Origin of the sequence: Streptomyces polyasparticus, assembly GCF_014493765.1 — a bacterium.
Classification (GTDB): domain Bacteria; phylum Actinomycetota; class Actinomycetes; order Streptomycetales; family Streptomycetaceae; genus Streptomyces; species Streptomyces polyasparticus.
On record NZ_JACTVJ010000011.1, the window covers coordinates 446,465 to 459,890 of the forward strand.

The following is a 13,426-nucleotide window of genomic DNA, read 5'->3' on the forward strand; positions in this document are numbered from 1 at the left end:
CAGGACTTGCTGCGCCTGTACGGGGATCAGGCGCCGTCTCTTCGTACGAGTTCACGCGGCCGCGGCCTGTCCCGCGGCCCAGGTGGCGTATCCGCCGTCGAGGTTGACCACCTCGCGGCCGAGCCCGGTGAGCAGCCGCTGGGCGTTGTGCCCGCGAAGCCCCACCTGGCAGTGGACGATCAGCTTGCCCTCGGGCAGTTCGGCGGCGCGCTCGCGCAGTTCGTCCAGGGGGATGTTGACCGCGCCGGGGATGGCGCCGGCGGCGTGTTCGGCGGGGGAGCGGACGTCGACGAGCGCGCCTTCGGCGGCGTCGAGTTCATGCCACTGGACGGTGCGGGCGGTGCCATTGGTGAGGTTCTCGGCGATCAGACCGGCCATGTTCACCGGGTCCTTGGCCGAGCCGTACGGCGGGGCGTAGGCGAGCTCCAGATCGGCGAGGTCGCAGACGGTCAGACCGCCGGCCTTGGCGGTGGCGAGCACGTCGATCCGCTTGTCGACACCGTCCTTGCCGACCGCCTGCGCCCCGAGAATCCGCTGGTCGCGAGGGTCGAAGAGCACCTTGAGCGCGATCGGCGACGCCCCCGGGTAGTAACCGGCGTGCGAGCCCGGGTGCAGATGGATGGCCTGGTAGGGGAGGCCGGCGGCCCGCAGTCGCTTCTCGTTCCAGCCGGTGGCGGCCGCGGTGAGATCGAAGATCTGCACCACGGCGGTGGCCGTGGCGGCCCGCGCCCGCACCTCGCGCCCGGTGATCGCGTCGGCCACCAGACGGCCGTGGCGGTTGGCGAGGTTCGCGAGCGGCACGAGCACGGGCTCTCCGGTCAGGGCGTCCCGCTTCTCGGCGGCGTCGCCCACGGCGAAGATCTCGGGGTCGCTGGTCCGCTGCGCCTCGTCCACGGCGATGCCGCCGCGCGGCCCGAGTTCGAGTCCGGCCGCACGCGCCAGCGCGGTCTCGGGACGCACCCCGATGGACAGCAGCACGAGGTCGGCGGGCAGGGTCCGGCCGTCGGCGAGCTCCACGGAGGCGGGCAGCACCTTGGCGGCCTGGGCGCCCAGCTCCACGCGTACGCCATGGGCGCGCAGCCGGTCGGCCACCGGGGCGGCCATCTCGGGGTCGAGCGGAGTGAGGACCTGGTCGGCGAGTTCGACGAGCGTGACGTCGAGCCCGCGCTCGCGCAGGTTCTCGGCCGCCTCGACCCCGATGAAGCCGCCGCCGATGACGACCGCACTGCGCACGTCCTGCGCGAGGGCCTCGGCGATCCGGTCGGCATCGCTCACGTCCCGCAGCGTGTGGGCGCGCTCGATCCCCGGCACGTCGGGGACGAACGGGCGCGCGCCGGGGCTCAGGACGGCACGGTCGTACGGCTCGGTGTACTCGCGTCCGGACGCGGCCTCGCGGACCCGGACGGTACGGGCCTCGCGGTCGATCGCGACGGCTTCGCTGCGCACCCGTACGTCGATACGGAAGCGCGCGGCGAGCGACTCGGGGGTCTGCAGGAGCAAGGCGTCGCGTTCCTCGATGGTGCCGCCCAGGTAGTACGGCAGCCCGCAGTTCGCGTAACTGACGTGGGCGCCGCGCTCCAGGACGACGATCTCGGCCTGTTCGTCGAGCCGGCGCAGCCGGGTCGCCGCGGACATGCCGCCGGCGACTCCACCGATGACGATCACCTTCATTGCGGTCACTCCTGATGCCTTGCGCTTCTCTGATCCCCCTTGCCCCAATACCCCCCACCGTATCACGGGGTACCCCTGGGGGTATTTTCGAGCCCGGTCGGGCCGGGTTGTCAGACCGGTGACCTAGGGTTGGCGTCGTGGAGCCCGATCTGTTTACCGCTGCCGCCGAAGAGCGCCAGGCGAAGGACCCGGCCGGCAGTCCCCTTGCCGTGCGGATGCGTCCGCGCACCCTCGACGAAGTCGTGGGGCAGGGGCATCTGTTGAAGCCCGGCTCACCGCTGCGCCGCCTCGTCGGCGAGGGCAGCGGCGGTCCGGCGGGTCCCTCGTCGGTGTTCCTGTGGGGGCCGCCCGGGATCGGCAAGACGACGCTCGCCTATGTGGTCTCCAAGGCCACCAACAAGCGCTTCGTGGAGCTCTCGGCGATCACCGCGGGCGTCAAGGAAGTGCGGGCCGTCATCGAGGGCGCCCGCCGCGCGACCGGCGGCTATGGCAAGGAGACCGTCCTCTTCCTCGACGAGATCCACCGCTTCAGCAAGGCCCAGCAGGACTCCCTGCTGCCCGCCGTCGAGAACCGCTGGGTCACCCTCATCGCGGCCACCACGGAGAATCCGTACTTCTCGGTGATCTCCCCGCTCCTGTCCCGCTCCCTGCTGCTGACCCTCGAACCGCTCACCGATGACGACCTCAAGGGCCTGTTGCAGCGGGCGCTCACCGAGGAGCGCGGCCTGGGCGGCGCGGTCACACTGCCCGAGGACGCCGAGGCCCATTTGCTGCGCATCGCCGGCGGTGACGCGCGCCGCGCGCTCACCGCCCTGGAAGCGGGCGCGGGCGCGGCCCTCGCCAAGGGCGAGCAGGAGATCACCCTGCAGACCCTCGAGGAGTCCGTCGACCGGGCCGCGGTGAAGTACGACCGCGACGGCGACCAGCACTATGACGTGGCCAGCGCGCTGATCAAGTCCATCCGCGGCTCCGATGTGGACGCCGCGCTGCACTATCTCGCCCGCATGATCGAGGCCGGCGAGGACCCCCGCTTCATCGCGCGGCGCCTGATGATCTCCGCGAGCGAGGACATCGGTCTCGCCGACCCCACCGCGCTGCCCACCGCCGTCGCCGCCGCGCAGGCCGTCGCGATGATCGGCTTCCCGGAGGCCGCCCTCACCCTCAGCCACGCCACCATCGCGCTGGCCCTCGCCCCCAAGTCCAACGCCGCCACGCTCGCCATCGGCGCCGCGATGGCGGACGTACGGGCAGGTCTCGCCGGTCCCGTACCGCCGCATCTGCGCGACGGGCACTACAAGGGCGCGGCCAAGCTGGGGCATGCGCAGGGCTATGTCTATCCGCACGATGTGCCCGGCGGTATCGCCGCCCAGCAGTACGCGCCGGACGCGATCAAGGACAAGCGCTACTACCAGCCGACGCGTTACGGGGCCGAGGCCCGGTACGCGGACGTGGTCGACCGCGTCCGCGAGCGGCTCAGCGGTGAGAAGGGCACGGAGGGACCGGCCGACGGGCGCTAGCCGTCACCCCCGCCTACGCTCGGCGGCATGGCAGGCAGCACGGCAGGGCGACGCGCACGGCTCCGCGCGCTGCTGCTCGCCGCGTGCGCGGCGCTGACCGTGGCGGCGGGCTGCACCCCGCTCCAGGTGGAGCGCGCCGAGGGCCGCTTCAACACCGCGTCTCCTGGGGTGAAGCCGACCCCGGCGAAGCCGACACCCACGGCCACGCCCACCCAGACCCTCGCGAGCAAGGGCTTCCCGCCCGACGCCAAGACCGCCCGGGCCCAGCTGGCCAAGCTCCCGGTGGCGTGGGGCAAGAACTGGGAGACGTACAAGAGAGCCGAGTTCGGCGAGACCTGGTCGGACGCCGTCGACGTGCCCGGTGGCCGCAACGGCTGCGACACCCGCGACGACGTCCTGCGCCGCGACCTGAAGAACCTCAAGGAAGGCGACCGCAACCCGTGCGTCGTCGTCTCCGGCACCTTGGTGGACCCGTACACGGGCAAGGAACTCCCGTACTACTACCGCCGCGCGTCGCAGATCGAGACCGACCACATCGTGGCGCTCGGGGCGGCCTGGCGTGCGGGCGCCTGGGCCTGGACTCCGCAGCAGCGTCTCGACTATGCGAACGACCTCGACGTGCTCCTGGCGACGGACAAGGAAACCAACACCGCCAAGAGCAGCCAGACGCCCGACAAGTGGAAGCCGCCGCGGCAGGCGTACTGGTGCGAGTACGCCCGCCGCTGGACCGGCATCAAGGCGAAGTACAAGCTGACGGTCACGGCCCCGGAGAAGCTTGCGCTCCAGGACCTGCTCGCCACCTGCAAGTAGCGCCCGTCAGCGATACGGCCGGTGGCCGGGACCGGTCGGGTGCAGGCCCGTCACGCCCATGACGACGGAGTACAGGCTGGTCTCCGCGGTGATGAAGAGGCGGTTGCGCTTGGCGCCGCCCCAGGAGATGTTCGCGACGTCCTCGGGGACGACGAGCCGCCCGATGAGCGTGCCGTCCGGGTCGTAGCAGTGCACGCCGTCGCTCATCGCGGCGGCCCAGAGCCGGCCGCCGTCGTCGAAGCGCAGATTGTCGAACCGGGCGCCCGGCCGCGCCTCGGCGAACACCTTGCCGTCCGAGAGCGTGCCGTCCTCGTACACGTCGAAGACGCGGATGCAGCCGCCCTTCGTGTCGGAGACGAACAGCTGCCGCTCGTCGGCCGAGAAGACCAGCCCGTTCGGCGCCCCGAAGCAGTCGGCGACCAGGCGCACTTCGCCGGTGTCCGGATCGATCCGGTAGACGTTGTTGGCCCCGATCTCGCTCTCGGCCCGGTAGCCCTCGTAGTCGCTGGTGATGCCGAAGTCCGGGTCGGAGAACCAGACCGAGCCGTCGGACTTCACCGCCGCGTCGTTGGGGCTGTTCAGCCGCTTGCCCTGCCAGCGGTCGGCGAGGACGGTGACGGTCCCGTCGTGTTCCGTACGTGTCACCCGCCGGTTGCCCTGCTCGCAGGTGACGAGCCGGCCCTGGCGGTCGAGGGTGTTGCCGTTGGTGTGCCCGGCACCGCGCCGGAAGACGCTGACCGCCCCGGTCTCCTCGTCCCAGCGCAGCATCCGGTCGTTGGGGATGTCGCTCCAGATCACCTGACGCCAGGCGGGCACATAGATCGGCCCTTCCGCCCAGCGGCACCCAGTGAACAGGACCTCCAGATCGGCGTCCCCGTTCATGCACCGCCCCGTACGGAACCGGTCGTCGAACTTCTCGTACAGTGCGGGTCGCTCGTTGACAGTCATGGAACCCCTCCCGGTCCACACCGAACCGCTCTTCACTGAACGTCATTCGGCTCGATGGAGAGATTGCAGGATGAGCTATGGTCCCGGCAAGGAGATGCCGAAGGGAGAGTTGTGGATCACATCGACCGGGACTTGCTGGCGCAGCTGCAGCAGGACGCCACGCAGTCCTATGCCGCACTGGGCGAGGCCGTGGGCCTCTCCGCGGGCGCGGCGCACGAGCGGGTACGCAAGCTGCGGGCGCGGGGCGTCATCCGGCGCACCGTCGCGGACGTGGATCCCGCGCAGGTGGGAGCGGGTGTGCTCGCCTACGTCATGGTCGACTCGGCCGCATGGATGGGGGATTCGGGCGAGGACTTCGCCGCGATCCCCGAGATCCTGGAGGCGCACATCATCGCCGGCAGCGCCTCTGTACTGGTGAAGGTCAGGACCGCGACCACCGAGCAGCTCCAGGACGTGCTGCGCCGGATCTATGCGATCGACGGCGTCAGCGGGACGCAGGCCACGGTCGCCCTGGAGACGTTCTTCGAGCGCCCGGTCTCCCCGCACGCCCCGGACCTCAGCTCGCCGCGGCCGTGAACAGCTGATGCATCGCGCGGCGCAGATCGGTGACGTCCCGTACCGGCTCGGGGAAGTCGAAGCGCGCGTCGAAGCACTGCCCCTCGCCCGCGAACCTGATCCGCAGCCCGAACCGGTCGAGCGCCAGCGGCACGGCCTGCTCGGTGCGGGCGAGGCCGGCCCGTTCGCCGAGCAGCGAGCCGAGCAGCCCGACCTGTTCGCTGTGCGCCGTGTGCAGATGCTGCAGCAGCTCGGCCTCGTGCTCGGTGAGCGGATCGGCGAGGGCCTCTGCGAACGCCTCGGGCTCCACCTTGTCCGAGCCCCACAGGTCGTCGACCGAGATCTCGCCGACCTCGAGCCGCAGCATCATCCGCCCCGGCTCGGCCTGCCCGGGTACGCGCGTCAGCCACCCCGACACCCAGGCCCGTCCCCGGATACGGTGGGGGACGGCGACCGGGGCGACATCTGTGAGCTCCAGCACGGCCGAGAGCTCGTCGGCCTGCGCGTGCGTCGCCGCCCGCACCGGCGGCGCGTCCGCCGGGAACAGCAGGTGTACGTCGCCTTCGGGCGTGACCTCGCGGGTCAGCGGCATCAGCTGGTCCTGGGGTGCGCGGACAGCGCCCGGGACGAGCACCACCGCCGAGCATGTACTCTGTACGAGAGTTCGTGTGCGTTCGGCTGCTGACGGCAGTCGGGCGATCTCAAGCCCGCTGGGATGCGGCTGACCACGATCTGATCGGCCCGCCGTCATGTCGATGCCTTCGACGCCCTGATCCTGTGTGTGCACAGGACTGTCAGGTGCTGCATCGGCGTTCTTCGTGCTGTCCGTGATGGGTGTGGTTTTCCCTGGGCGAGACATGCGGTCTCCTTAAGTAAGGTGAGCCTAACCTAACCTATTTCGGAGGTCTGGAGAACGTGCCTAACCAGTCGCGTCCCAAGGTCAAGAAGTCCCGTGCGCTCGGCATTGCGCTGACGCCGAAGGCCGTCAAGTACTTCGAGGCCCGTCCGTACCCGCCGGGCGAGCACGGCCGTGGCCGCAAGCAGACCTCGGACTACAAGGTCCGTCTGCTCGAGAAGCAGCGTCTGCGCGCCCAGTACGACGTCTCGGAGCGCCAGCTGGTCCGTGCCTACGAGCGCGCCAGCAAGGTGCAGGGCAAGACCGGTGAGGCGCTGATCATCGAGCTCGAGCGCCGTCTCGACGCCCTGGTCCTGCGTTCGGGCATCGCCCGCACCATCTACCAGGCCCGTCAGATGGTCGTGCACGGCCACATCGAGGTCAACGGTGGCAAGGTCGACAAGCCGTCGTTCCGCGTCCGTCCCGACGACGTCGTGACCGTCCGCGAGCGCTCGCGTGAGAAGACCCTGTTCCAGGTCGCGCGTGAGGGTGGCTTCGCCCCCGACGGCGAGACCCCGCGTTACCTCCAGGTCAACCTGAAGGCCCTGGCCTTCCGCCTGGACCGTGACCCGAACCGCAAGGAAATCCCGGTCATCTGCGACGAGCAGCTCGTCGTCGAGTACTACGCCCGCTGATCAAGCGCGCGTAGGACCCTTCAGCGGTCAGCCCGCCGCTTCCCCGCCCTTGGCGGGGGAGCGGCGGGCTTTCGCGTGCCGTCGGAGCGCCCCGGACGCGGCACGCTCACCCTCGCGGTGGACGGGGCCGGCGCCTGGTGCGCGGCCAGCGCACGTGCCACGGCCTCGTCGAGCGTCAGCGCCTTGCCCTTCTCGACGCACCGCTTGTACCGCGCGCGCCCGAGCAGCTCGCCCGCCTGCTGCTGGCACAGGGCCCGCGGTGAACTGAAGTAGCCCGAGCCGAACAGCGGCAGTCCCACCGATCCCCACACCGGCTCGGCGGCGCCCTGCAGCACGGCGGCCTCCGCGGGATCGCCCTCGCTGGCCGTCACCAGCGCAAGCAGCTCGATCGCGAGCACCAGGCCCACCAGATCGTGGAAGGTGTGGTCGATGGTGATGCACTCGCGCAGCAGCTCCCTGGCGCGGGTGAACTCGCCCCGGGTCCAGGCCGCATACGCCAGCACGTACAGCGCGTACGCCCTGGTCCAGCGCTCGCCGTGCTCGCGGCAGATCTCCTCGACCTCCTCGCACAGCTTCAGGGCGGCCGCCAAGTCCCCTTGGAACACCAGGGACATGGCGAGCTCGACCTGCCCCATCAGGACATTGCTGTTGAGCTCGCCGAGCTTCCGGTAGCGCACCAGCGCCTCGCGGATCAGCTGCTCGGCGCGCTCCATGTCGTCGGAGATCAGCGCGAGACAGCCCATGCGATGCACGGCGTACGCGACGGCGAGCGGGTTGTCCGTACGGTCGGCCTCGTCGCGGCACTCCTGCAGTGCGGCCAGGGCGTCCACGGTGTCGCCCTGCAGGATCGCGACGTAACCGAGCACCCACAGGGCCTTGAGCCGGGATTCCGGACAGTCCTCGGCGCCGTCCAGTTCCACGCTGCGGTCCAGCCAGTGCCGGCCTTCCGCGAGACGTCCGCAGCCGACCCAGTAGAACCAGAGCGTGCCCGCGAGGTACTGGCCGAGGTGGGTCTCCTCCGGCTCGGTCAGACAGAACTCCAACGCGGCCCGCAGATTGGGCAGTTCGCCTTCCACGCGGGTGGCGACGGCCGTCTGCCGCGGCGAGAACCAGTCGAGCTCGCACCAGGTCGCCAGGCCCATGTACCAGTCGCGGTGTCTGCGCCGCATCCGGCCGCCCTCACCGGTCGACTCCAGCCATTCACCGCCGTACGCGCGCACCGTGTCGAGCATCCGGTAGCGCACACCGGCCGGGGACTCCTCGCGGGTGAGCACGGACTGGTCGAGCAGCTCGCCGAGTACGTCGAGGACGTCCTCGGCCGGCAGGCCGTGGCCGCCGCACACGTACTCGGCCGCGTCCAGGTCGAACGAGCCGGAGAACACGGACAGGCGCGACCAGAGCAGACGCTGGTCGGGGCCGCACAGTTCGTGGCTCCAGCCGATCGTGGTCCGCAGGGTCCGGTGCCGGGGGAGCGCGCCGCTGCTGCCGCCCGTCAGGAGGGCGAAGCGGTCGTCGAGCCGTTCGAGCAGCTGCCCCGGCGACAGGACGCGCAGCCGGCCCGCGGCCAGCTCCAGCGCCAGCGGGATCCCGTCGAGACGCTGGCAGACATCGAGGAGCGCCGCTTCGTCGGCGGCCGGCCCGCACAGGGCCGCGCGCGCGACGAGCAGCGCGGCCGCGTCCTGCGGGGGCAGCGGACCGAGCCTGAGCACGCGCTCGCCCGCGACATTGAGGGGGCGGCGGCCCACGGCGAGCACCCTGAGCCCGGGGGAGCGGCGGAGCAGTTCGCGCAGCAGGGCGCCGCAGGTCTCGGCGAGATGCTCGAACCCGTCGACGACGAGCAGCAGTTCACGCTCGGCCAGATGCTCCAGGAGGACGGCCCGCGGCGGGCGCCCGGTGTGGTCGGTCAGGCCGAAGGTCTCGACGAGCGCGTGCTCCACCAGGTCCGCTTCCCGTACCGAAGCGAGCTCCACCAGCCAGACACCGTCGGCAGGACCGCGGCACACCCCGGCCGCCCGCAGCGCGAGACGGGACTTCCCGACACCGCCCGGGCCGACGACGGTGACCAGGCGCGCCGCGCCCATCAGGGCGTCGAGCTCGGCCAGTTCGGCGGCGCGCCCGACGAAGGCGTCGAGTTCCAGAGGGAGATTGCCCGAGGCCGGGCCGGGCAGAAGGCGCTGAGACCGTCGCATGGGGAACGGAGCGTACTCAGCCATACGCGGTCCGTACAATCGGATGCCGCAACTCCCCTCGCGGCGAGCGGGAATCCGGTACGGTCCGCCGGATGCGGCGCGATAAGGTCTGACGACTACTTGTTCAATGGCCGAGAAGGCTCGCAAGCCCCACTTGAGAGCTCCGTAGCTCCAAGGCCCCGACAGCAGAGAGCGGTGCAGCGTGACCGGTGGAGAGGTGGCCGGGATCCTCGTGGCCGTCTTCTGGGCGATCCTGGTCTCGTTCCTCGCCGTCGCGCTGGCGAGGCTCGCCCAGACGCTCAAGGCGACCACCAAGCTCGTGGCGGACGTGACCGAGCAGGCCGTACCCCTGCTCTCCGACGCCTCGGCGACCGTGCGCTCCGCGCAGACCCAGCTCGACCGGGTCGACGCGATCGCCGCGGACGTCCAGGAGGTCACCTCCAACGCCTCCGCGCTGTCCACCACGGTCGCCTCCACCTTCGGCGGCCCCCTGGTGAAGGTCGCGGCCTTCGGCTACGGGGTGCGCAGGGCCGTCGCGGGGCGCAAGGGCGACGCGACGGGCGATTCGCAGAGAATGCCGCAAAAGGCGCCCAGGCGTACGGTGATCGTGGGCCGGGCCGTGCCTGCCGCTCGCCGGGGCAAGCGGAACGACAGGAACGCGAGGGACTGAGGCAGCCATGTTCCGCCGTACGTTCTGGTTCACCGCGGGCGCAGCCGCCGGTGTGTGGGCCACCACCAAGGTCAATCGCAAGCTGAAGCAGCTGACCCCCGAGAGCCTCGCGGCACAGGCCGCGAACAAGGCGATCGACGCGGGTCACCGCCTCAAGGACTTCGCACTCGACGTCCGCGACGGCATGGCCCAGCGCGAAGCCGAACTCGGCGAGGCGCTCGGCCTCGAGCACGATCCCGACGCCGAACTGCCCGCGCAGCGGCGCGTGGCCGCGATCGAGAACCGCAAGCTGCTCACCGCCAAGCCCGTTCAGCACCAGAACAACCCGAACTCGACGTACGAGAACGGCTCGTACACGTACAACCGGAATGAGGACCACTGATGGAGTCGGCTGAAATCCGCCGCCGCTGGCTGAGCTTCTTCGAGGAGCGTGGGCACAAGGTCGTGCCGTCGGCGTCGCTGATCGCAGACGACCCGACGCTGCTCCTCGTCCCCGCAGGCATGGTGCCGTTCAAGCCCTACTTCCTGGGCGAGACCAAGCCGCCCGCGCCGCGCGTGACCAGCGTGCAGAAGTGCGTGCGCACGCCCGATATCGAAGAGGTCGGCAAGACCACGCGTCACGGCACGTTCTTCCAGATGTGCGGCAACTTCTCCTTCGGCGACTACTTCAAGGAAGGCGCCATCAAGTACGCCTGGGAGCTGCTCACCAGCTCCGTGGCGGACGGCGGCTACGGCCTGGAGCCGGAGAAGCTCTGGATCACCGTCTACCTCGACGACGACGAGGCCGAGCGCATCTGGCACGAGGTCGTCGGCGTGCCGAAGGAGCGCATCCAGCGCCTGGGCAAGAAGGACAACTTCTGGTCCATGGGCGTCCCCGGCCCGTGCGGCCCGTGCTCCGAGATCAACTACGACCGCGGCCCCGAGTTCGGCGAAGAGGGCGGCCCGGCGGTCAACGACGAGCGCTACGTGGAGATCTGGAACCTGGTCTTCATGCAGTACGAGCGCGGCCCGGGCACCGGCAAGGACGACTTCGAGATCCTCGGCGACCTGCCCTCGCAGAACATCGACACGGGCCTCGGCCTCGAGCGCCTCGCCATGATCCTGCAGGGCGTACAGAACATGTACGAGACCGACACCCTGCGCGTCGTCATGGACAAGGCCACCGAGCTGACCGGCGTCCGCTACGGCGCCGACAAGGGCACGGACGTCTCGCTGCGCGTGGTCGCCGACCACATGCGCACCTCCACGATGCTCATCGGCGACGGCGTGACCCCCGGCAACGAGGGCCGCGGCTACGTCCTGCGCCGCATCATGCGCCGCGCGATCCGCAACATGCGCCTCATGGGTGCCACCGGTCCCGTCGTCCAGGACCTGATCAACGTCGTCATCGAGACGATGGGCCAGCAGTATCCCGAGCTCATCACCGACCGGAAGCGCATCGAGACGGTCGCGCTCGCCGAAGAGGCCGCCTTCCTCAAGGCTCTCAAGGGCGGCACCAACATCCTCGACACCGCCGTCACCGAGACCAAGGCCGCGGGCGGCACGGTCCTCGCCGGCGACAAGGCGTTCCTGCTCCACGACACCTGGGGCTTCCCGATCGACCTCACCCTCGAGATGGCCGCCGAACAGGGCCTCTCGGTGGACGAGGACGGCTTCCGCCGCCTGATGAAGGAGCAGCGCGACCGCGCCAAGGCGGACGCGCAGGCCAAGAAGACCGGCCACGCCGACATGTCCGGCTACCGCGAGATCGCGGACGAGGCCGGCGCCACCGACTTCATCGGCTACACCTCCACCGAGGGCGAGTCCAAGGTCGTCGGCATCCTCGTCAACGGAGTGCCCTCGCCCGCCGCCGTCGAGGGCGACGAGGTCGAGATCGTCCTCGACCGCACCCCCTTCTACGCGGAGGGCGGTGGCCAGATCGGCGACACCGGCAAGATCCGGCTGCACTCCGGCGCCGTCGTCGAGGTCCGCGACTGCCAGAAGCCCGTGCCCGGCGTCTACGTCCACAAGGGCGTCGTCCAGGTCGGCGAGGTCACGGTCGGCGCCCCGGCCCAGGCGATCATCGACGGCGCCCGCCGCCGCGCGATCGCCCGCGCCCACTCGGCCACGCACCTCACGCACCAGGCCCTGCGCGACGCGCTCGGCCCGCAGGCCGCCCAGGCCGGTTCCGAGAACCAGCCCGGCCGCTTCCGCTTCGACTTCGGTTCCCCGTCCGCCGTCCCGACGGCCGTGATGACGGACGTCGAGCAGAAGATCAACGAGGTCCTCGCCCGCGAACTCGACGTCCAGGCCGAGGTCATGTCGATCGACGAGGCCAAGAAGCAGGGCGCCATCGCCGAGTTCGGCGAGAAGTACGGCGAGCGCGTGCGCGTCGTGACCATCGGCGACTTCTCCAAGGAGCTGTGCGGCGGTACGCACGTCCACAACACCGCCCAGCTCGGCCTGGTGAAGCTGCTCGGCGAGTCCTCGATCGGCTCCGGCGTGCGCCGTATCGAAGCCCTCGTCGGCGTCGACGCGTACAACTTCCTCGCCCGTGAGCACACGGTCGTCGCCCAGATCCAGGAGCTGGTCAAGGGCCGTCCCGAGGAGCTCCCGGAGAAGATCTCCACCATGCTCGGCAAGTTGAAGGACGCCGAGAAGGAGATCGAGAAGTTCCGCGCGGAGAAGGTGCTGCAGGCCGCCGCCGGTCTGGCCCAGGGCGCCCAGGACGTACGGGGCGTCGCGCTCGTCACCGGTCAGGTGCCGGACGGCACCGGCGCCGACGACCTGCGCAAGCTGGTCCTCGACGTCCGCGGCCGCATCCCGTCGGACCGCCCGGCCGTCGTCGCGCTCTTCACGACCGTCAACGGCAAGCCGCTCACCGTGATCGCCACCAACGAGGCCGCCCGCGAGCGCGGCCTCAAGGCCGGCGACCTCGTCCGTACCGCGGCCAAGACTCTCGGCGGCGGCGGTGGCGGCAAGCCGGACGTCGCCCAGGGCGGCGGCCAGAACCCGGCCGCCATCGGCGAGGCCGTGGCCGCCGTCGAGCGCCTTGTGGCCGAGACCGCCTGATGACTCTGCTCAGGCGGGGTCGCCGGCTGGCGATCGACGTCGGGGACGCCCGGATCGGGGTCGCCTCGTGCGACCCCGACGGGATCCTCGCCACTCCGGTGGAGACCGTGCCGGGACGCGATGTCCCGGCCGCCCACCGCAGATTGCGACAGCTCGTCGAGGAATACGAACCCATCGAGGTGGTAGTCGGACTGCCTCGCTCCCTCAACGGGGGCGAGGGTCCGGCCGCGGCCAAGGTGCGCCGCTTCGCACAGGAGCTCGCGAAGGGCATCGCACCGATTCCCGTACGTCTGGTCGACGAGAGGATGACCACAGTGACGGCCAGTCAGGGACTGCGCGCCTCGGGCGTGAAGTCCAAAAAGGGCCGGTCTGTCATCGACCAGGCTGCCGCTGTGGTGATTCTTCAGAACGCTCTGGAGTCCGAACGGGCGTCAGGTAAAGCCCCGGGCGAGGGCGTCGAAGTGGTCATCTGATCGCGATACGGT

Annotated in this window: 12 protein-coding genes; 8 read left to right on the top strand and 4 right to left on the bottom strand. The window is 70.6% G+C overall.

Annotated features, from left to right (window positions below; genetic code table 11):
- Positions 1-51: 51 nt before the first annotated feature.
- Positions 52-1,671, bottom strand: coding sequence for an FAD-dependent oxidoreductase (locus tag H9Y04_RS24150; protein WP_187816081.1), 1,620 nt, complete (start codon positions 1,669-1,671; stop codon positions 52-54).
- A 137-nt stretch (positions 1,672-1,808) separates the two neighbouring features.
- Here H9Y04_RS24150 and H9Y04_RS24155 point away from each other — a divergent pair, with 137 nt between their 5' ends.
- A complete protein-coding gene (locus tag H9Y04_RS24155) occupies positions 1,809-3,188 on the top strand; it encodes a replication-associated recombination protein A (protein WP_187816082.1) in 1,380 nt (459 codons plus the stop codon).
- A 27-nt stretch (positions 3,189-3,215) separates the two neighbouring features.
- Complete coding sequence (locus tag H9Y04_RS24160; RefSeq protein WP_187816083.1) at positions 3,216-3,998, top strand: HNH endonuclease family protein; 783 nt, start codon at positions 3,216-3,218, stop codon at positions 3,996-3,998.
- A 6-nt stretch (positions 3,999-4,004) separates the two neighbouring features.
- Here the strand turns inward: H9Y04_RS24160 and H9Y04_RS24165 are convergent, their stop codons facing one another.
- Positions 4,005-4,946: an SMP-30/gluconolactonase/LRE family protein gene (locus H9Y04_RS24165; RefSeq protein WP_187816084.1), complete on the bottom strand. Its 942-nt coding sequence runs from the start codon at positions 4,944-4,946 to the stop codon at positions 4,005-4,007.
- Positions 4,947-5,057: 111 nt separating this feature from the next.
- Between H9Y04_RS24165 and H9Y04_RS24170 the strand changes: the two genes are divergently transcribed.
- Positions 5,058-5,522 carry an Lrp/AsnC family transcriptional regulator gene (locus H9Y04_RS24170; RefSeq protein WP_187816085.1) on the top strand — a complete coding sequence of 155 codons (465 nt, stop codon included), beginning with the start codon at positions 5,058-5,060 and terminating at the stop codon, positions 5,520-5,522.
- Here the strand turns inward: H9Y04_RS24170 and H9Y04_RS24175 are convergent.
- The gene (locus H9Y04_RS24175; protein ID WP_187816182.1) at positions 5,503-6,192 is read right to left on the bottom strand and encodes a DUF2470 domain-containing protein; all 690 of its coding nucleotides are present in this window, start codon (positions 6,190-6,192) and stop codon (positions 5,503-5,505) included. The two genes, H9Y04_RS24170 and H9Y04_RS24175, sit on opposite strands and share 20 nt — an antisense overlap.
- Positions 6,193-6,416: 224 nt before the next feature.
- Here H9Y04_RS24175 and rpsD point away from each other — a divergent pair, with 224 nt between their 5' ends.
- Positions 6,417-7,031, top strand: coding sequence for a 30S ribosomal protein S4 (gene rpsD / locus H9Y04_RS24180; RefSeq protein WP_187816086.1), 615 nt, complete (start codon positions 6,417-6,419; stop codon positions 7,029-7,031).
- Positions 7,032-7,051: 20 nt separating this feature from the next.
- Here the strand turns inward: rpsD and H9Y04_RS24185 are convergent, their stop codons facing one another.
- Complete coding sequence (locus H9Y04_RS24185; protein ID WP_187816087.1) at positions 7,052-9,220, bottom strand: ATP-binding protein; 2,169 nt, start codon at positions 9,218-9,220, stop codon at positions 7,052-7,054.
- Positions 9,221-9,422: 202 nt separating this feature from the next.
- On the opposite strand from H9Y04_RS24185, the gene H9Y04_RS24190 reads away from it, so the two are divergent.
- Genes H9Y04_RS24190 through ruvX form a run of 4 tightly spaced genes read left to right on the top strand, consistent with a single transcriptional unit; the run spans position 9,423 to position 13,414 of the window.
- Positions 9,423-9,890: a DUF948 domain-containing protein gene (locus H9Y04_RS24190; RefSeq protein WP_187816088.1), complete on the top strand. Its 468-nt coding sequence runs from the start codon at positions 9,423-9,425 to the stop codon at positions 9,888-9,890.
- Between the two features lie 7 nt (positions 9,891-9,897).
- Positions 9,898-10,272, top strand: a complete 375-nt coding sequence (locus H9Y04_RS24195; RefSeq protein WP_187816089.1) for a DUF6167 family protein — start codon at positions 9,898-9,900, stop codon at positions 10,270-10,272.
- Positions 10,272-12,941: an alanine--tRNA ligase gene (gene alaS, locus H9Y04_RS24200; RefSeq protein ID WP_187816090.1), complete on the top strand. Its 2,670-nt coding sequence runs from the start codon at positions 10,272-10,274 to the stop codon at positions 12,939-12,941. Before H9Y04_RS24195 ends, alaS begins: the two co-directional genes overlap by 1 nt.
- Positions 12,941-13,414 carry a Holliday junction resolvase RuvX gene (ruvX, locus tag H9Y04_RS24205; RefSeq protein ID WP_187816091.1) on the top strand — a complete coding sequence of 158 codons (474 nt, stop codon included), beginning with the start codon at positions 12,941-12,943 and terminating at the stop codon, positions 13,412-13,414. The genes alaS and ruvX overlap by 1 nt, the downstream gene beginning before the upstream one ends.
- Positions 13,415-13,426 lie beyond the last annotated feature (12 nt).

What these genes read in the sequence shown, in the direction of transcription:
- H9Y04_RS24150 (WP_187816081.1), bottom strand. Translation starts at nt 1,671, where the DNA reads ATGAAGGTGATCGTCATCGGTGGAGTCGCCGGCGGCATGTCCGCGGCG.
- H9Y04_RS24160 (WP_187816083.1), top strand. Translation starts at nt 3,216, where the DNA reads ATGGCAGGCAGCACGGCAGGGCGACGCGCACGGCTCCGCGCGCTGCTG.
- H9Y04_RS24165 (WP_187816084.1), bottom strand. Translation starts at nt 4,946, where the DNA reads ATGACTGTCAACGAGCGACCCGCACTGTACGAGAAGTTCGACGACCGG.
- H9Y04_RS24185 (WP_187816087.1), bottom strand. Translation starts at nt 9,220, where the DNA reads ATGCGACGGTCTCAGCGCCTTCTGCCCGGCCCGGCCTCGGGCAATCTC.
- H9Y04_RS24195 (WP_187816089.1), top strand. Translation starts at nt 9,898, where the DNA reads ATGTTCCGCCGTACGTTCTGGTTCACCGCGGGCGCAGCCGCCGGTGTG.
- alaS (WP_187816090.1), top strand. Translation starts at nt 10,272, where the DNA reads ATGGAGTCGGCTGAAATCCGCCGCCGCTGGCTGAGCTTCTTCGAGGAG.
- ruvX (WP_187816091.1), top strand. Translation starts at nt 12,941, where the DNA reads ATGACTCTGCTCAGGCGGGGTCGCCGGCTGGCGATCGACGTCGGGGAC.